The organism is Kitasatospora sp. NPDC022785, assembly GCF_055561295.1.
Map to the genome: position 1 here is coordinate 375,891 of NZ_JBVHHB010000003.1, position 21,804 is coordinate 397,694.

The window sequence follows — 21,804 nt, forward strand, 5'->3', positions numbered from 1 at the left end:
GATGGCGGTGATCGCGGTGGTCGGCGGCCCCGGGGCACCGGGCGCCACCACGACGGCCCTGGCGCTGCTGCTGGCCTGGCCGTTGCAGCCGGGGCGCCGCATCCTGCTCGTGGAGTGCGACCCGGACGGCGGCGCGGTGCTGGCCGGTGCGCTGGAGGGCCGGGTCGAGGCGGTCTACGGGCTGCGCAACCTGGCCGTCGCGGACCGGCGCGGGCTGCTCGCCCAGGCGCTCTGGGAGCAGCTGATCGACCTCTCGCCCGAGGGGAACGCCGAACGGCTGCTGCTGCCCGGCCTGACCGACCCGACCCAGGCGCCCGGGCTCGCCTACACCTGGGAGCCGCTGATGGAGGTGCTGCACGGGCTGGAGCAGCAGGGCTACGACGTGCTCCTCGACCTCGGCCGCTCCGGCGCCACCGGGACCAGCGCCGTCCTCGCCCGCCGGGCCGACGTGGTCGCGGTCACCGTGCGCAGCACCCTGCGCGGGCTGAGTGCCGTCCGGCCGCGGCTGTCCGCGCTCACCGAGGACCTCGCCACGGCCGGCACCGGCGCGGACGCGCTGGGCCTGCTGCTGGTCGCCGAGGGACCGTACTCGGGTGCGGAGGTCTCGCGGGAGTTCGGCCTGCCGGTGCTCGGGCTGCTGCCGCACGCCGTGCGCACCGCCCGGGTGCTGTCCGACGGCGGGGACATCACCGACCGCCGGTTCATCCGCTCGGAGCTGATGCGGACGGCCCGCTCGGCGGCGGACGAGGTGCAGCTGCTGGTGCGCCGCCGCCGGCAGCGGCTGGCGCCCACGGCGGCGCCCGCACCCGCACAGCTCGCCGCGGCGCCCCCGGCCGACGCCGGGGCGCAGCCGCTCACCTATGCGCCTCCTCCTCCGGCGCCGCAGCCGTACGGCCAGGTGCCGCCGCCGGTGCCGCCGGTGATCGCCACCGGCCCGGTGGCGCCGCTGGCCGGGTTCGCGCCGCAGCCGGCCGCGCCCGCGCCCTTCCCTGCGCACGTCCAGCCGCAGCAGCCCGGGCCGCCGTACGCGGGCCCGGCGGACGGGGGCCCGTCGTCGGCAGGCCCGCCGTCGGCAGCGCCGACCACCGGGGCGCCGACCGCCGGAGGCCTGCCGTTCGCAGGCCCGCCGTTCGCAGGCCCGCCGTACGCGGCCGCGTCGCACGCCGGGCCGCCGTACGGGCCGCCGGAGGGCGGGCAGTACGGCCAGGGGCCCGCGCCGGAGTACGGCCGCGTCCAGCCGGAGCAGTACCGGTCGGCGCAGCCGTACGGCCAGGGCCCGCAGCAGTCCCACCTCGGCCACGGGGAGGTGCTCCGTGCGCGGTAGCCCCCTGCACCAGCACCCGGCGGCGGCCGACCCGGCCGCACTGCCCTGGGCGGCGCCCCAGCCGGTCGTCCAGCCCGGCCCCGTCGCGCCCGGCCCCGTCGCGGGCGCCCAGCAGGGCGGCGCCGCGACCCCCACCGCCGTTCCGTCCCAGCTGCCCTCCCTCGACCGGCGCGGCGCCGGCACCCGCCCGGCCGTCGACCCGCAGGTGGCGCGCGAGCTCAAGCGCCAGGTCGCGGCCGAACTGCACCAGCAGATCACCCGGTTGACCGCCGCCTCCGGTACCGAACCGGACCGCGCCACCCGCCGTCAGCGCGGCCGGGCCCTGATCGAGGAGGCCGTCGCCCGCTGGTCCGACGCCTACGCGCAGACCCACGGCATCCCGCCCACCCGCGACCAGGACCGCGCGCTCGCCGAGGCCGTCTTCGACCTGCTCTTCCGGGCCGGCCGGCTGCAGCCCTACCTCGACGACCCGGAGATCGAGAACATCCTGATCAACGGCTGCGACGACGTCTGGGTCTCCCGGGTGCACCAGCCGCTGCGCCAGGTCCCGCCGGTGGCCGACACCGATGCCGAACTGGTCGAGCTGCTCCAGGACCTCGCCCGCCAGCACGGCGGCGGCGAGCGCAGCCTCTCCACCGCGAGCCCGACTCTCGCGCTGCGCCTGGAGGGCGGCATGCGCCTCCAGGCGCTCACCGAGGTGACCCCGCGTCCGTACGTGGCGATCCGCCGCCACCGGGTGGCCTCGGCGACCCTGCCGGAGATGGTCCGGCTGGGCACCCTGGACTCCACCCTTGCCGCCTTCCTGGCCTCGGCGATCCGGGCCCGGAAGAACGTGATGATCACCGGCACCCAGGGTGTCGGCAAGACCAGCCTGCTGCGCGCGATGGCCGCCGAGATCCCGCCGGACGAGCGGATCGGCACCCTGGAGTCGGAGTTCGAGCTCTGGCTGCACACCCTCGGCCACCTGCGCCAGGTCGTCCCGATGGAGGCCCGGGAGGGCAACGGCGAGCGCGTCGAGGGCCGGATGGCCGGTGAGCTGACGATCGGTGACCTCATCCCGGCCGCACTCCGGATGACGCTGTCACGGATCATCGTCGGCGAGGTCCGCTCCGGCGAGGTCGTCCCGATGCTGCGCGTCATGACCAACGGCGAGGGCGGCTCGATGTGCACGCTGCACGCCCGCGGCCCGCATATGGTGGTCGACCGCATCGCCGAACTCTGCCTGGAGTACGGCTCGCACATGACCGACGCGCTCGCCTACCGGCTCACCGCCAACGCCGTGGACCTCATCGTGCACGTGTCGATGGTCGACGAGACGGCCGTCGGCGGCCGGCGCCACCGCTTCGTCTCGCACGTCCTGGAGGTGACCGGCCTCGGCGAGAGCGGCCGGCCCGCCCTCAACACCGTGTTCGGCCCGCGCCCCGAGCTGGGCGAGCCGCGCGCCGTCCCGCACACCCCGCCGAACTGCCTGGACGACCTGCGCCGGGCCGGCTTCGACGCCGCGCTGCTCGGCTCCCGGTACGGGAGCTGGGCCGAGCCGCTCCAGCTGCGGATCGGCGGTGGCCCCCGGTGATGCTGCTCTTCGCCCTCTGCGGCCTGCTGGTCGCGCTCGGCCTGGCCGCCCTGGTGGTCTGGGCGCGCGGCAGCGAGCCCGTGGACGAGGACACCGAGGCCGACGGGCCCAGCCCGCTGGCCGGCCGCCTCCACGTGTTCTGGTACGGCGCGCCCGGCACCGCCCCGGCCCGGGTGGTGCGGCTGCGCCGGGTCCAGCTGCCGCTGGCGCTGGCCGGCGCGCCGCTCGGCTGGCTGTTCACCGGCATCCCACTGACCGCGCTGCTGGTGCCGTGCGCCGTCTTCGGCCTGCCCTGGCTGTTCGACACCACCCGCCCGGACACCCACCGGATCGAGCGGTTGGAGGCGCTCTCCGAGTGGACCCAGCGGATCGCCGACGTGCTGCTGCTCGGTGTCGGCCTCAACCAGGCCATCGTCACCAGCCGCCGCACGGCGCCCGCCGCGATCGAGGACGAGGTCGGGGAGCTGGCCGCCCGGCTCCAGGCCCGCTGGCGGCCGGAGGAGGCGCTGCGCGCCTTCGCCGACAGCCTGGCCGACGCCACCGCCGACAAGGTGCTCGCCGCGCTTCTGCTGCGGGCCGGGGACAGCGGCCCCGGCCTGGCCCGGGCGCTCTCCGACATGGCCGACTCGGTCCGCGAGGAGGTCCGCCAGCGCCGCACCATCGAGGCCGACCGGGCCAAGCACCGCACCACCATCCGCTGGCTGGTCGGCATCATCGTGCTGGTCGTGGTGCTCGGCTCGTTCAACACCGAGTACACCCGGCCGTACAGCACCGTGCTGGGGCAGATCGTGCTCGCGGTGGTCGCCGCGCTCTTCGTGGCGATCATCGCCTGGATGCGCGCGCTGGCCTCGCACCCGCCGGTGCCTCGGCTGCTGGAGGCCGACCGGCGAAGCCGGACCGGTGGCCGTGGCCGCTCCGGCAGGCCCGCGGACGCCGGTCCGGGCCCGGACGGCTCCGCCGACGAGCAGTCACTTCTCGGGGAGGCCCGATGATCTCGCCCTGGTCCGTGCTGGTCGGCGCGATCGCGGCCGGCGGCGTCGCCCTGCTGATCTCCGAACTCCGGCCCGCCCCGCCCGACCTGAGCCAGGCCCTGGACCGGCTGCACCGCACGCCCGCCGACCGGACACCCCACCCGGACGAGCGGCCGCGCTGGTTCGACCGGATCGGCGAGCGCTCGGCCGGCCTGCGCGGCGTGCGCATCCCGTACCGGGAGCTGTCGCTGATCGGCCGCACCCCGGCCCGGTTCATGGCGCACAAGCTGCTGTTCGCCGTGATCGGCCTCGTCCTGCCGGCCTACCTGGGGGCGATGGCGCTGCTGCTGGACATGGGCCTGCCGTTCGCGCTGCCGCTGGTCGTCGGGCCGCTGCTGGGCGGTCTGTTCTGGTTCGTCCCGGACGCCATCGTGCGCGGCGAGGCCAAGGAGGCGCGCACCGAGTACCTGCACGGCATCGCCGCCTACCTGGAGCTGGTCGCGCTGGAGCGGGCCGCCGACCTCGGGCCCGCCGAGGCGCTGCGCCGCGCCGCCTCGGTCGGGCGCGGCCCGGTCTTCCGCCGGATCCGGGACGCCCTGGACCGCGCCGCCACCGACCGGCTGCCGCCGTGGGCCGGACTGGACGCGCTGGCCGTCGAACTCGGGCTGACCCCCTTGCAGGACGTCGCCGACATCATGCGGCTCTCCGGCACCGACGGCGCCGCCGTCTACGACACCCTGCGGGCCCGGGCCAAGGGCCTGCGTGGCGAGCTGCTGGCCGAGGACCTGGCCCGGGCCAACGCCGACAGCGAGCGGATGGTCGCGCCCGGGGCCGCCCTGACCCTGCTGATGACCGTCCTGATCGTCTTCCCCGCGCTCCACCAGATGCTCGCCTGAGCAGGCCGCACGGGGCGTGCCTCACCGACCGAGCAGCTGACACCACACCCAACCCCGGGAGTTCCCGATGTACGACCAGTTCAAGTCCCTGGCGGGCCGGTTGATCCGGCCCACGCTGCTACCCGTCCAGTTCGCGCTGCTGCTCTTCCAGTTCCGCGTCGGCCGGGTGAAGGCCGCCCGGGCGCGCGGCGACCGCGGCGCGATCAGCATCGAACTCGCCCTCGCCATCATCGCGCTGGTCTTCGTCGCGGGCGCCGTCGCGGTGGCGCTGTACGCGCTGAAGGACAAGGTCGTGAAGAAGGTCGAGCAGGACCCGAACCTCCCGGGCGGGGGCGCGGCGACGTGAGGCACCAGCCCCGTCGCCGCGGCGACCGGGGGTCGGTGAGCCTGAGCCTGGCCATCGTCTTCCCGGTCGTGCTGGTGCTGATCCTGCTCGTCGTCCAGGTGTCGATGTGGTGGTACTACCGCCAGGTCGCGCTCACCGCTGCCCGCGAGGGCGTGGACGCCGGACGCGTGCAGGGCAACCACAGCGACGAGGCCAAGGACGAAGCGGCGACGAGGCAGGCCGAGGACTTCCTCGGCCGGCAGGGCGTCCGCGAGTACCGGGTGACGAAGGCCGGCAGCACACCCGAGCTGATCAGGGTGACGGTGGAGCTGACGGCGCCCTCCGTCGTCCCGTTCCTCAAGCCGACCGTCACCCAGTACGCCGAGGCGCCGCGCGAGCGGTTCCTGCCGCCGAAGGTGGTGCCGTGAAGCGGGCGGGCGGTCTCCGGGGCCCGGGGCGGCGGTTCGCGGCGTGGCGGGCCGCCCGGTCGGCGCGCGGGCGCGACGGCGGCGGAGTGGCGATCGAGGCGGCGATCGTCGCCCCGGGCGTCGTCGCGCTGATCCTGGTCACCGTCGCCGCGGGCCGGGTGCAGACCGCGGCCGGCACGGTGGAGGCGGCGGCCCGCTCGGCCGCCCGGACGGCGTCGCTGGTGCGCAGCGCCGACGGGACGGACGCGCTGGTCGAGCGGACCGCCAGGGCCACCCTCCAGCAGCAGGGCGTCGACTGCCGGAGCAGCAGCGTCACCTGGAAGCCCGGCCGACTGGAGAGCCACGGGGCCGTGATGGCCACCGTGGAGGTGACCGTGGTGTGCGAGGTCGGCCTGAGCGACCTCGTGCCCGGGCCCGGCATGCCCGGGACGAAGCGGCTCGTCGGCACCTTCATCTCGGTGGTCGACCGCTACCGGGGTGGGTGAGACGGGTGGTGCGGACGAGGTTTCCGGGCGGGGATTGGGGACGCCCCGGGCGGGGGAGACGCAAGCGGAGGGCTCCCGGGGGCGGGCAGGCAGGAGTGCGGAGCGGTTCCGGTGGGGACCGGTGGGGAGACGAACGTGCGGGAGGGGGCGTGATGGCGCGCAGACCCGGGGGAGAACGGCGGCGGGGCCGCGAGGGCCGGGGGTGGGCGCGAGGCCGGTCCGACCGGGGCTCGATGGCCATCTTCGTGGCGATCTGCGCGGCCTTCCTGGTCCTGGTCATCGCCCTCGTCGTGGACGCCGGAGGCCGGTTGCGCGTCGCCGAGCGCACCGACGCCTATGCCCAGGAGGCCGCCCGGGTCGGCGGCCAGCAGCTCGACGAGGCAGCCGTGCTCCGCGGCGAGGGGTACCGGGTCAAGGAGCAGTACGTCAAGGACGCCGCCGACAGCTACCTCGCCCTGTACCACCTCAAGGCGGCGGCCGTGGCGTTCTCACCGGACGGAACGGCCGTGACCGTCACGGTGGAGGCCGACTACAAGCCGGCCCTGCTGGGCGAGCTCGGCAAGCAGAAGGTCACGGGCAAGGGGAGTGCCACCCTCGTCCACGGAGTCGAGAAAGCGGAGACCGACTGATGGTCGCGCCACGTGCCAAGGACCAAGCCAGCGAAGGACGTTCGGCCCGCCGCGGGCCCGCTCGCCGGGCCGGAGCGCCGGCGTCCGGCCGTCCGCCGGCGCCGCTGACCCCGCGCCGCGGCGGCAGGGGCGGCGCCCTGCTCACCGCCGTCGCGGCGCTGCTCACCCTGCTCGCCCTGCTCGTCGGCGTGCCCGCGCTGCTGCTGTACGGCACCCAGGCCGTCGCCGCGATGGGCGACGTCGCGCCGGACGGCGTCGGGCAGGCGCTGACCGGCCCCGACGACGGGCGGCTCTTCCTCTGGCTGCTGGTGGTGGTCGGCTGGCTGGGCTGGTTCTGCTTCGCCGTCTCCGTCCTGCTGGAGATCCCGGCCCAGCTGCGCGGGCGGATCGCCCGGCGGATCCCGGCCTTCGGCTGGAGCCAGCGGCTGGCCGCCGGCCTGGTCGGCTCGGTGATCGCGCTGCTGCCGGTGGCCGGATCGTCCTTCGCCGCCACTCCCGACCGGGCCCATGCCGCCTCCGCCCCGGCCCAGTTGACCATCGGCGCGCAGCGGGCCGCACTGCCCGCCGCCCAGGCCGCGCCCGCACTCGCGCCCGCCGCCGACCAGCACCCCACGTACACCGTCCGGGACAGCCGGCCCGCCGACAGCCTCTGGTCCATCGCCGAGCGCCAACTGGGTTCGGGAGAGCGGTGGGTGGAGATCGCCAAGCTCAACGACGGCCGGGCGATGGACGGTTCGGGCGTCCGCTTCGACGCCGAGCGGCCGATCCAGCCCGGCTGGGAGCTGCTGATGCCGGGCGACGCCAAGGCGGACGCGGCTGCGGCCCAGGCCCCGGCGCCGGCCCAGGCGCCGGCGCCCGGCGTGCCGCAGGCGGGGACTGCCGGGAGTGCCGGGCACGCTACGGTGACGGTGGCGGCCGGGGACAGCCTGTCGGCCATCGCCCAGCGGGAGTTGGGGGACGCCGAGGCCTGGCCGAAGCTGTTCGAGGCGAACAGGGGTGTCCAGGCGCCGGACGGGGAGCGGCTGACCGACCCGGACGTGGTGGTGCCGGGGATGGTGCTGACGGTTCCGGGGGCTACTGCTCCCGCGCCGGATCCGGCTCCTGCTCCTGATCCGGCTCCTGCCCCGGCGCCTGTACCGGCACCCGGGGCGTCCACCACGCCCGCGCCGCCCGCCTCGCCCCCCGCCACACCGGCTCCCGCCACCCAGGCGCCCACCCCGCCGCCCACCCACGCCCCGGCCCCCGCCGCGCACGCCCAGGCGGCCCCGAGCGACGACTACACCGTCGCCCTCACCGCCTCCACCGTCAGCGTCCTGCTTGCCGCCATGATGATCGGCACCGTCGCCCGCAAGCGCGGCACCCAGCTGCGCGCCCGCCGCCCGCGCCACCGCATCGCCCTGCCGGCCGCGCCCGCCGCCGCCTTCGAGGCCGAGCTGAAGACCCGTCAGGATGACCGCGGCCTCGACCTGCTCGACCGTGCCCTGCGTACCCTGGCCCGCAACACCGTCCGCGGCGGCAAGCGCCTGCCCGCCATCGTGGCCGCCCGGGTCACCCCCGGGCACACCGTCGAACTCCACCTCTCCGGCCCGGCCGCTCCGATCGCGCCGTTCCACGCTGCCCACGCCCCCAACGTGTGGTGGTGCGCGGCCGACTCCACCGAGCTGCTCTCGCCCTCCCAGGCCCGCAAGTCCGCCGCGCCCTACCCGGCCCTGGTCACCCTCGGCACCGCGCCGGACGGTTCGGTCGTCCTCGCCGACCTGGAGACCGTCCGGCTGCTCCACCTCTCCGGCCACCCGGACGACGCCCGCGACGTGCTGCGCACCCTGGCCGTCGAACTCGCCCACAGCCCCCTCGCCGACCGGCTCCACCTGCACCTCGTCGACCTCGCCGAGGAGCTGCCGATCAGCGGTCCGGCCGCCGAACGGGTCCACCACCACCCCACCCTGGAGGCGGCGCTCGCCGCCCTCGGCCCGCGCACCGCCAAGGCCCGCGCGACCCTGGTCGCCGCGGAGGCCGCCAGCCCCCGGGACGCGCGCAGCCGCGGCCAGGCCGACGAGTCCTGGGTCCCGGAGATCGTGCTCTGCGCCCACCAGCCCGACGGCGACATCCCCGCCGAGCTCGGCCGCCTGCTCGACGCCCGACCCCGCACCTGTGTCGCCGTGGTCACCCGTGCGCCCGAGCGTGGCACCGGCCCGGTCGCCCGCTGGACCCTGCCCAGCACCGGCCAGGCCACCATCCCCGGCCTGCACCTCACCCTGGAGCTGCAACGCCTGACCGGCCCGCAGTACGAGCAGGTCTCCGAGCTGCTCCGGGCCGCCGACGACACCACCCAGCACCCCGCCCCCGCCTGGACCCTGGACGGCCCCGGCATCGACCTCGAACCGGCCGAACTCCCCGCGCCCGTACCGGTCCTGGCAGCAGTCGGTGCCGGGTTCCTCGGTGCTGCGGGTGTCGCCGGCGGTGCGGGGGAGGAGAGCGGCGGCTCGGACGCGGCCGGCCCGCGTCTGCTCGCCCGGGTCATCGGTACGGGCGCCAGCCCGTTCGCCGGCACCGACCCGGCCGCGCCTGCCGGGTTCGCGGCGGGTGCCGCGGGTGGCCCGGGGGCGCGCTTCCTCGCCAACGGCCTCGGCCGGCAGAGCGGAGCGGGCTCGGTGGTCCTGTCCGGAGCCGGGGCCGGAGCCGGGGCCGACGAGGACGCGGACCTGGACGAGACCACGCAGAACCTCCGCCTCCCGGCCGGGGCCGACGTGGTGGTGCCGGTCCAGTCCGTCCAGCTCGTCCAGCCGGTACCGCCCGCCGCGCCGGCGCCGGAGCCCGTGACGCCGGAGCCCGTGACGCCGGAGCCCGCCGCGTCCGGGCCCACCGCGTCCGGGCCCGTGACGTCCGGGCCGGTGGCGCCCGCCCCCGAGCGCGCGCCGGAGCCCGTGCCGACCCACGACCCCGCGCCCGCGCCCACCGGCGTCGACCCGCGCCTCCCCGCCCGCCCCGAGCCGGCCCCTGAGCCGCTCCCCGAGCCGTCCGCGGAACGTTCCGCCGAGCCGGCACCCCAGCCGGCTTCCGCGCCGACGGCCCGTACCACCCCGGCCCGCAGCGACTGCGACGACCTGCTCGCCATCCTCCGGTCCCCGGAGGCGCACGCCGTGCGCACCGCCCCCCGGATCCGGCTGCTCGGCCCGGTCGACGTGGCCGGCGCCGCCGGTACCGCCGAACCGGCCGTCCTGCCCCGGCTCACCGAACTCGCCGCCTACCTCGCCCTGCGACCCGGCGCCGACCACAACGCCCTCGACCACGACCTCCACCCCGGCGCCGCCCACCTCGACCCGCACCCCACCGCCGCCGACGCCAAGAGCCCGCTGCCCGCCAAACTCGCCGACCTGGCCGCCTGGTTCGGCAGCTCGGCCGAGGGCCGGGCCTTCCTGCCCACCGACACCCCCGACGGCTACACCTTCGCTCCGACCGTCACCTGCGACTGGGACGAGTTCCGCAGCCTCTACCGCCGCGGCATGCGCAGCACCAGCGCCACCGCCGACGCGGCCCTCGCCCACGCCCTCGCCCTGGTCCGCGGCGCCCCCTTCGCGGAAGCCCCGCCCGCCGCCTACGGCTGGGCCGAGGCCGAACGGCAGGACATGATCGCCGCGATCGTCGACACCGCCCACGAACTCGCCGCCCGCCGCCTCCAGTACGGCGACCACCGCAGCGCCGAGGCCGCCGTCTTCCGCGGCCTCGCCGTCGCCCCGGACGTCGAACTGCTGCACCGCGACCTCTTCTACGCCTACGCCTCCGCCGGCGCCCGCGACCAGCTCCTGCGCGCCGTCAACCGCCTCGACGCCCTGAGCCGCCGCACCGGCCGCGACCTCGACGCCGACACGATCGCCCTGCTCCGCGACCTCCTGTCGGGGGCGTGACGCGGGGCACCGGTCGACCCATCGTGCGGCCCGGACCGCGCTCACCTTCATATGCGGGACAGTCTCAAGGGGCGCGCTCACTCCATGCGGCGGGCGTGACCGTGGGAGGTCGAACCTCCAGGACGATCGCCGTTCCGGCCACGGATCGGTCCTCGTGCATGATGATCGCAGGAACCGCGACAACAGAGCCCATTCGGCATCCGAAAGCTCATGACGACGCACGCGACGGACATGACCTCTGATCCCTTGATCATCTTTGAAGGCGGACCCTAGGATTTGCGGCATGGCGACACGACTCGTGCAGATCAACATGAAGGCCCAGGACGACTCCGCGCTCGGCCGGTTCTGGGCGGAGGCACTCGGTTGGGGGCTCGACAGCGAGGGGCCCGGTGTGACCAACCTCGAACCCGTGGGCTTCGCCTACCCCGACCCCGTGGCCGTCTGCATCGACATCATCGCCCGCCCGGAACCCAAGACGGTGAAGAACCGGGTGCATCTTGATCTGGCCACCACGTCGACCGCCCATCAGGCGGAGTTGGTCGCACGCCTGAAGGACCTCGGCGCGACGCTCGCCGACGTGGGTCAGGGCGACGTCCCCTGGACGGTCATGGCCGACCCGGAGGGCAACGAGTTCTGCGTCCTGGAGCCCCGCCCGGTCTACCAGGGCACCGGGCCGATCGCCGCGGTGGTGGTCGACTGCGCCGACCCACGAGCGATGGCCCGGTTCTGGGGCGAGGCGATGGACTGGACGCTGCACGAGGTCACCGACGACCACGCGACCATGCGCTCCGCCGAAGGCGTCGGCCCCTACCTGGAGTTCATCCGCACCCCCGACACCAAGAGCGTGTGGAACCGCGTCCACCTCGACGTCCGCCCCTACCCGGGTGACGACCCGGCAGCAGAGGAAGCCCGACTGCGCGCCCTGGGCGCCACCGACCCCGGCATCGACCGGTCGGCGATCTCCTGGACGGTGCTGGCCGACCCGGAGGGCAACGAGTTCTGCCTCCTCAGCCCTCTCTGACCTCGAGCAACGGCTCCGCCCTCACCTCGACGGGACGGGTTGGACCGGCTGGGGCGTGCGTTTGGCGGCGCGGCTGACGATGGCCGTCTCGACGTGGGTGATGCCCAGGCCGACCAGGTCGCGGGAGAGGAAGCCGTAGAGGGTCGTCAGGTCCGGGAAGTACGCGGCCGCGTGCAGGTTGGAGGGGCCCGACGTCGCGAACGCGCCGTGCACCGCGGGGTGGTCGGCCAACGCCTGCCCGGCGGCGGCCAGATGGTCGGGGGCCACGTGCAGCAGGAGCTTGGCCTCGATGGGCAGCCCGAGGCGGCGGGGATCGACCAGGACCTGCGTGATCAGACGGCCCTGGGCGGTCAGCTGGGCCAGGCGCCGGCGCACCGTGCTCTCCGGGCGGCCGGTGCGCGCGGCCAGGGCCGCCGCGGGCAGGCGCGCATCGGGTGTGAGGGCGTCGATCAGGGACTGTTCCAGGGCATCGGTGTCGACGCCGTACGGGCCCGGGGAGCCGGAGGCGACCGCCCCGGGGACGGGCCCGCCCGTGCCGAGCGCCGTGCGTTCGGCCGCGGTCAGCACCTGGTGGCGCCACTCGGAGGTGAGCCGGAAGACGTGCAGGATCGTGGCGCTCTCCAGGGACGTCACCGCCTGGGTGGACGGCAGCTGGCGGAAGACCAGCGGGTCGCGTGAGCCCGGCTCGGTGCGGGCGACCGCGAAGATCTCGTCACCCGATGTGGTGACGTCGATGAAGGGGATGTCCTCGCGCGCCGCGAGCGCGGCCACGATGGTGTCGAGCTTCCCCCGCAGGACCCGGATACGCAGGAACAGGGCCCCGGCCGAGCCCCCGTTGCGCGGTCGCGCCACGGGTGAGACCACCACGCGCACGGTGCCGTCGGCGCCCAGCGCCTGCAGGCGGCGGCGGACCGTCGCGGGGCTGAGCCCCAGCACGTCGGCCGCCCGCTCCGCGGTGAGGCGGCCGTCGCACTGCAACGCGGCCACCAGCCGCTGATCCGGGAGGCTCAGTACGGAATTCGCCGATGCGTGCGCCATGAAGGCAAGTTTCGCCCATTCCGTCGCCCTGCGGAGCCTGTTCCGGCGGCAACGCCCCAAGCATGGATGTCATCCAATCCGCCCCGTCCCCCGGCACACGTCGGGGGCCCGCGACACGGAAGGAGCAGCCGATGATCCTCGACCCGCGCATCTGGTTCCCCGGCCTGACCGGCTGACCGGTCGACCGTCAGCACCTCCGGCGCCGCGACCGGCGGCCCGGAGCAGCGGGCCTGCGGTGCGACAACACCGCGGGCCCGCGGTTTCCCAGCAGCCCGAGAACCACGGATCCCCACGGAGGCCCACGTGCCCGCACTCGAGCAACGGAAGAAAGTACGCTTCCCCAGCGGCGACACCTCGTGCGTCGCCTGGCACTACCCGGGGTCAAACGGCGGCTGCGTGATCATGGCCGGCGGAACCTCGGTGACGAAGGAACCGGCCTCCGACCTCTTCGCCGCACGGTTCAACGACGCCGGTTTCGCCGTCCTCGCGTTCGACCACCGGCGGTTCGGAGAGAGCGGGGGCACGCCGCGCCAGATCGTCCGCTTCGAGGAGCAGGTCGCCGACTGGCACGCCGCGATCGCCTGCGCGGCCGGCCTGCCCGACGTCGACCCGGACAGGATCGCGCTCTGGGGCTTCTCGCTCGCCGGCGGCCACGTCTTCCGGGTCGCGGCCGACCACCCGCGACTCGCCTGCGCGATCGCCCAGACCCCGCTGGTCGACGGCCGCGCGGTCGCTCCCCACGCGCTGCGCTCCATGACGCCCCTCACGCTGCTGGGGCTCTTCGGCCGGGGCGTCGCGGACGCACTCGGGGGCCTCGTCGGGCGTCCGCCGATCCTCGTCCCGACCTCCGGACCGCGCGGCGCCGTCGCCTCGCTCACCACACCCGATGCGACGGACTGCGACCGGGCCCTCGATCCCGACGGCCGCCACACGAACTGGGAGCAGACGGTGGCCGCACGGATCTCCCTGCGGATCGGCGGGTACCGGCCCGGCCGCCATGCCGCCCGGATACGGTGCCCGCTGCTGGTGGTCGTCTGCGACCAGGACCAGAGCGTGCTCCCCGGCCCCGCCGTCCGGGCGGCCCGGAACGCGCCGGAGTCCGAGGTGGTGCATCTGCCGGGTCGTCATTACGCCCCGTTCCTCGAAGCGCACGAACAGGCCGTCACGGCGGAGGTCTCGTTCCTGCGGAAGCACCTGGATCCCGGCGATCCACGATGAGGCGGACCACGGCAGCCGGTGATCCGCCGACGCAGGCGGTGATCGTCGCGCACGGAGCCCGACGTTCTCTCGGGAAGCCGTGCCCACGGAGCCGCGGTCCCTGAACGGGGGCGGTGGCGGTGCGGGTGCCGGCGTGGACACCCTGTCGCACGACGACCGGCGGTGCAGTGACGGTTGACGACGGCCTGGCACGGGGGTGCAGGCCGGGGGACCAGCACTGCGGCGGATGCCGGCCGGACGTACGGATCGGCCGATACGAGCCCGATCGGCCCGCGCCGACCTCGGCCGATACGAGGCCGATCCGTACCCGCGCAGCCCGGAGGCCGCGGGCCACGTCCCCGGACCGCGTACCCGGGCGCGGCGCCAGGTCGTGCGCGCATGGACCGGTCGCCCCGGTCGCTCCGGTCGGCCACCGCACGGGGCCCTGCTCGGCCCCACGTCCTGTCGGCGGGCCGTCGCGGGCAACTGGGCATCGAGGCAGGGCCGTTCGTCCTTCGGCCGGCGGGGCGGGCCGGTGCCGCCGGCGGTGCGGGCGCCGCCCGGCCCGGCGCCGGACGCGGACGCCCGCCGGTCCGGGGGCGCCGGCGAGCCTGCGGCAGGCGGGCGGCGGGTGGTCTGTGCGCCCGGAGGGCGGGCGGGACGGAAGGTGGGCGACGCCGCCCCGGCCCTGATCACCGCCCCGGCCTGGCTCGGGCGTGCCGGGATCTCGTAGGGTGGCGCTGACGGATGTGGTGGCAGGCACCACGGGGCAAGGCAGTCAGACGCCGCTGGACGGCGGGGCGGGGCGGTGACCAGAGATGGCGGAGACGACGGCTGTCCCCGGCGGTCCCGATCCCGCGGCCGACGCGGGCCCCTGGGACGCCGTGCCGCCGGGCCCCCCGCGCAACCCGTACGAGGAGCGCCTGCCGGGCCCGGCCGCCCTGTACGAGCCGCCCGTCCCGGCCTCGGCGCCGGCCCAGGTGCCGCCCGCGCCGATGACGCCGCCGACCGGATGGACCGTCACCGGCATGTCCGTCGTGGCCCCGCCGCCGTCGGCGACCCCGCTGCCGTTCACCGTCCCGCTCCCCGCGACCACCCCCGCCCACGGCGTCCCCGTCGGCGCGGCGGCCGGCGCGGCCGGCCCGGGAGGTCTCGGGGCGGCGCCGCGCGGACGGATGCTGGTCGTCGAGGGCGGCTACGGCAACTCCGGCCGCCGCACCTGGGGCCGCGGCGGACCGACCCAGGCACCCGTGCTCTCAGCGATGCTCGCCGCCGTCTCCCCGCAGGTCCTGCTCGCGGCCGACGCGGTGGACGCCGTCCACCTCCCCGGCGCCAGCGACCCGCACACCGTGCTCGCCCACCTCCGCGCCGCCGCCCGCCACCCCGGCCCCCTCCTCGTCCACCTCGGCGGCCACCTGCTCGCCGACAAGCGCGGCGGCCAACTGCACCTCACCCTGCGCGACTCCAAGCCCGGCAGCGTCCGGCAGGACGGCCTCGCCTGGCAGTCCATCGCCGGCGAACTGCGGCACCGGCCCGCCGAGTGGCAGACCCTCGTGATCGCGGACCTGAGTGCCGACCAGAACGCCTGGCCGTTCCTCCAGGGCACCGTCTCCCCGCTCTCCGACGGCCTCCCGCTCTGGGCGGTGGTCAGCCCCGACCCGGAGCAGATCGGCACCTTCACCCGCGCGCTGATCGAGGCCCTGCACGGCGGCCGCCCGGGGGCCGACGCCGTCCTCGCCCCCGAACAGCTGCGCCAGCAGGTGTACTCGGTGCTGCGCCCGGACGTCGTCATCCTCGCCACGCACGCGCCGAACCGTCCGTTCTTCCGCAACACCGCCCGCCGCACGGACGGGCCGGCCGTGGACCCCGCCGCCTACGAGGGCCCGCGCCCGGCCGCCGTGCTGCCCCGCCCGCCGGCCCGGCACGACGACGGTCCGCGCGATGCCGTTCCGAGGGACGCCGTTCCGCGTGACGCCGTCCCGTTCGTCCCGAGGCCCGTCGTCACGCTGGACAAGCCCGCCGCGGCCGCGTTCGCGGGGTCCGCGCCCGCCGCCGTGCCAGTGCCGCCGTCCGACGGCCCGGTGAACCTGTTCAAGCCCGGCGTCCCGCCCACACCGCCGCCCGCGCCCCACCCCGTCGACCTGCGCAAGGCCTACGCCTGGCGGCCCACCTCGGACGGCGTCGTCACCCTCGACAAGCGCACCCCGGCGGACTCCACGCCGGCGGACGTCACCCCGACCGACGCCGTCACCTCGACCGAAGGCATCATCGAAGGCGTCACCGAGGGCGTCGTCCTCGAGGACGTGGTGCCGGCTGCTCCGGCCGGCGTCGCCCCGGCCGGTCCTGCGCCCGCCGAGGTGACGCAGACCGGGGCCGAGGTGGCGCCGACCGAGCCCGAAGCTGCGCCGACCGGGCCCGAGCCCGGGGTTGCCGGACCGGACGCCTCCCAGCCCCGCGAGGACTACCGCGAGGTGATCGGCCGGATCGTCCGCAGCGCCGACGCCGGGGACCACGGCGCCGCCACCGACCTCGCCTTCGCCCTCGAACTGGAGGCGATCGCCGAGCACGGCGCCGTCTCCGAACCGGTCCTCCAGGTCCGCCAGGTCCGCGCGCACGTGTGCCGCCTGGCCGGGAAGACGATCGAGGCGGCCGACATCTACCGCGAGGTGGCCCTCACCCTCCTCCGGTCCCAGGGCGCGGAGCATCCGGAGACCCAGCAGGCCGCCACCAACGCCGAAGCCTGCTGGCGGGCGATCCCGGACCGCGCGGCGGCCCTCCGCATCGCCCCCGAGATCATCGAACTGCGGGCCTACCTCCCCGGCCCCGACGGCCGGAAGCTCCGCGCCGCCGAACGCCACCTCGCCCACCTGGCCGCCACCGACCCCGCCTGACCCCGCGCACAGGAGGTCGGCGGGCCCGGCTTTTCGTGCGTGTGGACCGCGCCCGAGCCGGGGGAGCGGAGTGGGAAGTCGGCCGGGCCGACTTCCTGTGCGGGCGGGGCGGCCGGACGTGCCGGAGGGGGAGCCGGTCGGCCGGCTCCCCCTCCGAGAGGTGGTGCGGTCAGCGGCCCGCGAGGGCGTGGACGAACTTGGTGCCGTCGATGGTGCCGAGGCCACTGGCGAGGTCGTAGCCCTTGGCGGCCTGGTAGCCCGTCACCTTGTCCCAGGAGTTGTCGCCGGCGGTCACGTCGACCAGCCCGCTCCACTGCTGCGGGAGCAGGTTGAGGCCGTAGAGGCGCCAGTTGAGCTGGCCGAGGCGGTGGCCGGCGAGCTGGTCGGCGAGGGCGACGACGCCCGAGAAGATCGGAGTGGCCTCGCTGGTGCCGCCGGTGAGGTGCCAGCCGACGGAGGTCGGGTCGTAGGACTCGTACGTCCAGGCGCCGCCGTCCACGGCCGCGCTCATGCTGATGTCCGGGGTGCCGCGGTGGTTGCCGGTGACCCCGGCCACGCCGGTCTGGTACCACGGGCGCTCGAAGACGCCGGACACGCCGCCGCCGCCCGCGCCGTAGTTGTCGTGCCAGACCTTGTCGGGCGCGGTGCGCTTGCCGGCGTCGTCCAGACTGAGCTGGGTGCCGCCGATGGAGGTGACCAACGGGTCGCTGGACGGCCAGGAGTTGACCTTGTACGGGTAGAGGTCCTCGCCGTTCTCCTGGGCGTCGGTCGCGCCGTTGTCGCCGGAGGCGGCGAGCACGGTGACGTCGCGGTCGGCGGCCTCCTTGAAGGCGTAGCGCAGGTCGGTGAGCGACTTGAAGTTGCCCTTGTCGAAGCCGGGGAAGGTGTTCTCGGTGGCGCCGAAGCTCTGCGAGATCACGTCGGCGCGGCCGGACTTGATGATGGCCTTCTCGGCGTCCATCATCTCGGGCAGGCCGGTGGTGCCCTCGGTCTCGGCGACGCCGGTCTCGACCAGGACGATGTGCGCGTCGGGCGCGATGGCGTGGGCGTACTCGACGTCGAGGGTGGTCTCACCCGCCCAGCCGGTGTGGTCGGCGTTGGTGGGGTCGAACGGCGGGACGTTGCCCCACTTGACGACCTCGACCTGGGTGTCGGGGATGCCCCACTGCTTGTCGAAGACCTCCAGGTCGTGCTGGATGGTCGGCGAGCCGAAGGAGTCGACGATGACGATGGTGCGGCCCTTGCCGGTGATTCCCTGCTGGTACAGCGGGTCGAGGTTGTAGGCGGTCCGGTACTGGAGCGGGGAGTAGCAGTGGATGCCGATCTGGCTGACGCACTGTGAGGTGGGCAGTGGCGCGGTGCGCCCGGTGGCGCTGACGTGCCCGGCGGAGGCGGGGCGGACGTGCACACCGGCCAGGCTGCCGGAGGCCGTGGCGCTCACGGCCGGAACGGAGAGCGTGCCGGCGGTGAGGGCGGTGGCCCCGGCGGCGAGCAGGGCCAGGGCGCGGCGGAGGGTGGCGGGGCTGCCCATGGGACTCCTTGGTACGCAGGGCCCGACCTGTTTCGGTCGGGTCGGTCCGGCCATCCCATCGAGCGCCACATGATCATGCCATAGTCATTTCGTACTGCCGGCATGGTCACGCCTGGCCACCGGAAAAGGTAAAGGCCGTCCCAGGTGAAGGTAACCCACCACCGGGGACGGCTATCTGACGAAACGTCAGAACCGGTCAGCGTGCCCCACCGTTGACGTACAGTGTCTGCCCGCTGACGTACGAGGCGTCCTCGCTGGCCAGGAAGGCGACCACCGAGGCGATCTCCTCCGGCTGCCCGACCCGCCGCAGCGGCGTCCGGGCGGCGACCTCGGTCTGGTGGTCCTCGGCCGAGGCGCCCACCCGCTCGGCGGTGGCGGCGGTCATCGCGGTGGCGATGTAGCCGGGGGCGACGGCGTTGACGTTGATGTTGAACGGGCCCAGCTCGATGGCCAGGGTGGCGGTCAGCCCCTGGATGCCGGCCTTGGCGGCGGCGTAGTTGGCCTGGCCCCGGTTGCCGAGCGCCGAGCGCGAGCTGAGCGAGACGATCTTGCCGTACTTCTGCGCCACCATGTACTTCTGCGCGACGTGGCTGCAGTTGTAGGCGCTGGTCAGGTTGACCGTCAGCACCGCGTCCCAGTCGGACTTGGGCATCTTGAAGAACAGGTTGTCCCGGGTGATCCCGGCGTTGTTCACCAGGACGTGCACCCCGCCGAGGTCCTGCGCCACCTGCGCGAACACGGCCTCCACCGCGTCGTAGTCGGCCACGTCGCAGCCGTACGCCCGCGCGGTGCCGCCCTTCGCGGTGATCTCCTCGACGGTGCCGGCGGCGCGCTCGGCGGTGAGGTCGACGACGGCGACGGCCGCGCCCTCCTCCGCCAGCAGCCGCGCGGTGGCCGCACCGATACCCTGCGCCGCGCCGGTGACGACGGCGACCTTGCCTGCGAAGCGAGTCACAGCTGCTCCTTCGATCAATGGGAAATGGGGGACGATCGTGGGCTCGCGGCCCTCAGGCCGATTCCACGAGGACGGCGGTGCCCTGGCCGACGCCCACGCACATGGTGGCCAGTCCGCGGCGGGCGCCGCTGCGGCGCATCCGGTGCAGCAGGGTCGTGAGGATACGGGCGCCGGAGCCGCCCAGGGGGTGGCCGAGTGCGATGGCGCCTCCGGCCGGGTTCACCAGCTCCGGATCGATGCCCAACTGGTCGACGGAGGCGAGTACCTGGGCCGCGAAGGCCTCGTTGAGCTCGGCCTCCTCCACCGCGTCGACCGACCAGCCGACCCGGCCGAGCGCCTTGCGGGTGGCCGGCACCGGCCCGATGCCCATGACGTCCGGGTGCACCCCGGCGGAGGCGCCGGCGACGTAGCGGCCGAGCGGCTGGAGGTCCAGTTCGCCGAGCGCCTCCTCGCTGACCAGCACCAGGCCGGCCGCGCCGTCGTTCATCGGGGAGGCGTTGCCCGCCGTCACCGTTCCGCCCGCCCGGAACGCCGGCTTCAGCCGGGCCAGCTTTTCGAGGCTGGTGTCCTCGCGGATGCTCTCGTCCTGGCCGACCGTCACCCCGTCCGGCCGCTCGACCGGCACGAGTTCGGCGTCGAAGTGGCCGTCCTTGCGGGCGGCGGCGGCACGCTGGTGGCTTCGGAGCGCGAAGGCGTCCTGCCGCTCGCGGGTGATGCCGTAGCGGGTGGCGACCTCCTCGGCGGTCTCGCCCATGGAGAGGATGCCGTGCAGGTCGGCCATCCGGGGGTTGGTGAGACGCCAGCCGAGCCGGGTGTCAAAGGTTTCGATCTTGTGCGGCAGCGCCTCGTCGGGGCGGGGGAGGACGAAGGGGGCGCGGGTCATCGACTCGCAGCCGCCGGCCACCACCACGTCGGCCTCGCCGGAGCCGATGGCCCGGGCGGCCATGGTGACGGCCTCCAGGCCGGAGGCGCAGAGCCGGTTGACGGTGGCGCCGGGGACGGTGTCGGGCAGGCCGGCCAGCAGGACGGCCATCCGGGCGGCGTTGCGGTTGTCCTCGCCGGCCTGGTTGGCGGCGCCCCAGTAGACGTCGTCGATCCGGGCGGGGTCGAGGGCGGGCACGTCGGCGAGCAGGGCGCGCAGCACGGTGGCCGAGAGGTCGTCGGGGCGGACCGTGGCGAGCGCTCCGCGCAGCCGGCCGATGGGTGTGCGGCGGGCTGCGGCGAAGTAGACAGGACGCACGTCGTCGGGCTCCTTATCAGCGGGAACAGCGGGAACAGCGGGAACAGCGGAAGAGCGGAAGAGCGGAAGAGCGGGGAGAGCAGGAACAGCGGGAACAGTGGGGCTAGAAGGCGTTGACGCCGGTGAGCGCGCGTCCGATCAGAAGCTTGTGGATCTGGCTGGTGCCCTCGTAGAGCGTCATCACCCGCGCGTCGCGCAGGTACTTGCCGACCGGGTACTCGTCGATGAACCCGTAGCCGCCGAAGACCTGGAGCGCGTTGTTGGCGGCCCGGACGGCGGCCTCGCTCGCGTAGAGCTTGGCGACGGAGGACTCGGTGGCGAACGGCAGGCCGCGGTCGATGTGGTCGGCGACCTTCCAGGTGAGCAGGCGGGAGGCCTCGACGTCCACGGCGATGTCGGCGAGCAGCTCCTGCACCAGCTGGTGCGAGGCGATCGGCTTGCCGAACTGCTCGCGCTCGCCCGCGTACCGGACGGCGGCGTCCAGGCAGGCCCGGGCGATCCCGACGCAGCCGGCGGCGACCGACATCCGGCCCTTGGCGAGCGCGGCCATCGCCACGCCGAACCCCTTGCCGACTTCGCCGAGCCGGGCGGAGTCGGGCACCCGGACGCCGTCGAAGGCGAGTTCGGCGGTGGCCTGGCCGCGCAGGCCGAGCTTGCCGTGGATCTCCGTGCGGGTGAAGCCGGGCAGGTCGGTGGGGACGAGGAAGGCGGTGACGCCCTTGTGTCCCGCCCCGCCCGTCCGGGCGAAGACGAGGGCGACGTCGGCCCAGGTCCCGTTGGTGATGAACATCTTGGTTCCGCTGATCAGCCAGTCGCCCCCACCCTTCGGGCGGGAGGTGTCCCCGTCGTCCCGGACCGCGCGGGTGGTGAGGTTGGCGGCGTCCGAGCCGGTGCCGGGCTCGGTCAGCGCGAAGCAGCCGAGGGCTTCACCGGAGGTGAGCCGGGGCAGCCAGTGCCGCTTCTGTTCCTCGCTGCCATAGCTGTTGACCGACTTGGCGACCAGGCCGAGCGAGACCGAGACGATGCCGCGCACGGCGGAGTCACCCCGGCCGAGCTCCTCCAGGGCGAGGCAGTAGGCGAGATGGTCGCCGCCGCTGCCGCCGTACTCCTCGGGGAGGGTGAGCCCGAGCAGGCCGAGTTTGCCGAGTTTGCCGATGATCGCGCGGTCGACGGACTCGGCGCGGTCCCACTCGGCGGCGTACGGGACGATCTCGCGGTCCGTGAAGGCGGCCGCCAGGTCACGGAGGGCGGCCTGCTCCTCGGAGAGCTCCAGGTTCATCGGGACCCCGTTAAACTAGCGCTGCAAGTTTTATGGGGGGACTGTAGCCCCGACCGGGGCGCACTGGGAAGAGGCGCCTGCCAGAATCGGTCCCCGCCCACTCGAACGCATCCACC

Annotated in this window: 17 protein-coding genes; 12 read left to right on the forward strand and 5 right to left on the reverse strand. The window is 75.1% G+C overall.

The features are described 5' to 3' along the window. Nucleotide 1: 1 nt before the first annotated feature. The 10 genes from ACZ3YO_RS07350 (at nucleotide 2) to ACZ3YO_RS07395 (ending at nucleotide 11,557) form a co-directional block, all read left to right on the forward strand. Entirely contained in the window at nucleotides 2-1,324 is a 1,323-nt protein-coding gene (locus ACZ3YO_RS07350; protein ID WP_465565994.1) for a CpaE-like family protein, read from the forward strand. Next, nucleotides 1,314-2,897, forward strand: a complete 1,584-nt coding sequence (locus ACZ3YO_RS07355; RefSeq protein WP_465565997.1) for a CpaF family protein — start codon at nucleotides 1,314-1,316, stop codon at nucleotides 2,895-2,897. The genes ACZ3YO_RS07350 and ACZ3YO_RS07355 overlap by 11 nt, the downstream gene beginning before the upstream one ends. After that, nucleotides 2,897-3,889, forward strand: coding sequence for a type II secretion system F family protein (locus ACZ3YO_RS07360; RefSeq protein ID WP_465566000.1), 993 nt, complete (start codon nucleotides 2,897-2,899; stop codon nucleotides 3,887-3,889). Before ACZ3YO_RS07355 ends, ACZ3YO_RS07360 begins: the two co-directional genes overlap by 1 nt. Then, on the forward strand, nucleotides 3,886-4,764 hold the full coding sequence (locus ACZ3YO_RS07365; RefSeq protein WP_465566003.1) for a type II secretion system F family protein: 879 nt from the start codon (nucleotides 3,886-3,888) through the stop codon (nucleotides 4,762-4,764). The genes ACZ3YO_RS07360 and ACZ3YO_RS07365 overlap by 4 nt, the downstream gene beginning before the upstream one ends. A gap of 67 nt (nucleotides 4,765-4,831) precedes the next feature. Next, complete coding sequence (locus ACZ3YO_RS07370) at nucleotides 4,832-5,110, forward strand: hypothetical protein (protein WP_465544947.1); 279 nt, start codon at nucleotides 4,832-4,834, stop codon at nucleotides 5,108-5,110. A 35-nt stretch (nucleotides 5,111-5,145) separates the two neighbouring features. Beyond that, nucleotides 5,146-5,517 (forward strand): TadE/TadG family type IV pilus assembly protein, encoded by a 372-nt coding sequence (locus ACZ3YO_RS07375; protein WP_465566006.1) that lies wholly within the window; start codon nucleotides 5,146-5,148, stop codon nucleotides 5,515-5,517. Then, entirely contained in the window at nucleotides 5,514-6,002 is a 489-nt protein-coding gene (locus ACZ3YO_RS07380; protein WP_465566009.1) for a TadE/TadG family type IV pilus assembly protein, read from the forward strand. The genes ACZ3YO_RS07375 and ACZ3YO_RS07380 overlap by 4 nt, the downstream gene beginning before the upstream one ends. A 233-nt stretch (nucleotides 6,003-6,235) precedes the next feature. Next, nucleotides 6,236-6,631: a hypothetical protein gene (locus tag ACZ3YO_RS07385; protein WP_396320010.1), complete on the forward strand. Its 396-nt coding sequence runs from the start codon at nucleotides 6,236-6,238 to the stop codon at nucleotides 6,629-6,631. Further along, a complete protein-coding gene (locus ACZ3YO_RS07390) occupies nucleotides 6,631-10,536 on the forward strand; it encodes a BTAD domain-containing putative transcriptional regulator (RefSeq protein WP_465566012.1) in 3,906 nt (1,301 codons plus the stop codon). Before ACZ3YO_RS07385 ends, ACZ3YO_RS07390 begins: the two co-directional genes overlap by 1 nt. A gap of 283 nt (nucleotides 10,537-10,819) precedes the next feature. Beyond that, on the forward strand, nucleotides 10,820-11,557 hold the full coding sequence (locus ACZ3YO_RS07395) for a VOC family protein (protein ID WP_465566015.1): 738 nt from the start codon (nucleotides 10,820-10,822) through the stop codon (nucleotides 11,555-11,557). Between the two features lie 21 nt (nucleotides 11,558-11,578). On the opposite strand, the gene ACZ3YO_RS07400 is transcribed toward ACZ3YO_RS07395, so the two are convergent. Beyond that, entirely contained in the window at nucleotides 11,579-12,595 is a 1,017-nt protein-coding gene (locus ACZ3YO_RS07400) for an Lrp/AsnC family transcriptional regulator (protein WP_465566018.1), read from the reverse strand. Between the two features lie 420 nt (nucleotides 12,596-13,015). Here ACZ3YO_RS07400 and ACZ3YO_RS07405 point away from each other — a divergent pair, with 420 nt between their 5' ends. Continuing rightward, complete coding sequence (locus ACZ3YO_RS07405) at nucleotides 13,016-13,813, forward strand: alpha/beta hydrolase (protein ID WP_465566022.1); 798 nt, start codon at nucleotides 13,016-13,018, stop codon at nucleotides 13,811-13,813. Between the two features lie 797 nt (nucleotides 13,814-14,610). Next, nucleotides 14,611-16,683 (forward strand): hypothetical protein, encoded by a 2,073-nt coding sequence (locus ACZ3YO_RS07410; protein ID WP_465566025.1) that lies wholly within the window; start codon nucleotides 14,611-14,613, stop codon nucleotides 16,681-16,683. A gap of 169 nt (nucleotides 16,684-16,852) precedes the next feature. On the opposite strand, the gene ACZ3YO_RS07415 is transcribed toward ACZ3YO_RS07410, so the two are convergent. From ACZ3YO_RS07415 to ACZ3YO_RS07430, 4 genes are all read right to left on the reverse strand, one after another. Then, entirely contained in the window at nucleotides 16,853-18,214 is a 1,362-nt protein-coding gene (locus tag ACZ3YO_RS07415; protein ID WP_465566027.1) for a S53 family peptidase, read from the reverse strand. A 196-nt stretch (nucleotides 18,215-18,410) separates the two neighbouring features. Then, entirely contained in the window at nucleotides 18,411-19,169 is a 759-nt protein-coding gene (gene fabG / locus ACZ3YO_RS07420; protein ID WP_396320018.1) for a 3-oxoacyl-ACP reductase FabG, read from the reverse strand. A 52-nt stretch (nucleotides 19,170-19,221) separates the two neighbouring features. Beyond that, nucleotides 19,222-20,409 (reverse strand): thiolase family protein, encoded by a 1,188-nt coding sequence (locus ACZ3YO_RS07425; protein WP_465566030.1) that lies wholly within the window; start codon nucleotides 20,407-20,409, stop codon nucleotides 19,222-19,224. A 103-nt stretch (nucleotides 20,410-20,512) separates the two neighbouring features. Then, entirely contained in the window at nucleotides 20,513-21,688 is a 1,176-nt protein-coding gene (locus ACZ3YO_RS07430) for an acyl-CoA dehydrogenase family protein (protein ID WP_465566033.1), read from the reverse strand. Nucleotides 21,689-21,804 lie beyond the last annotated feature (116 nt).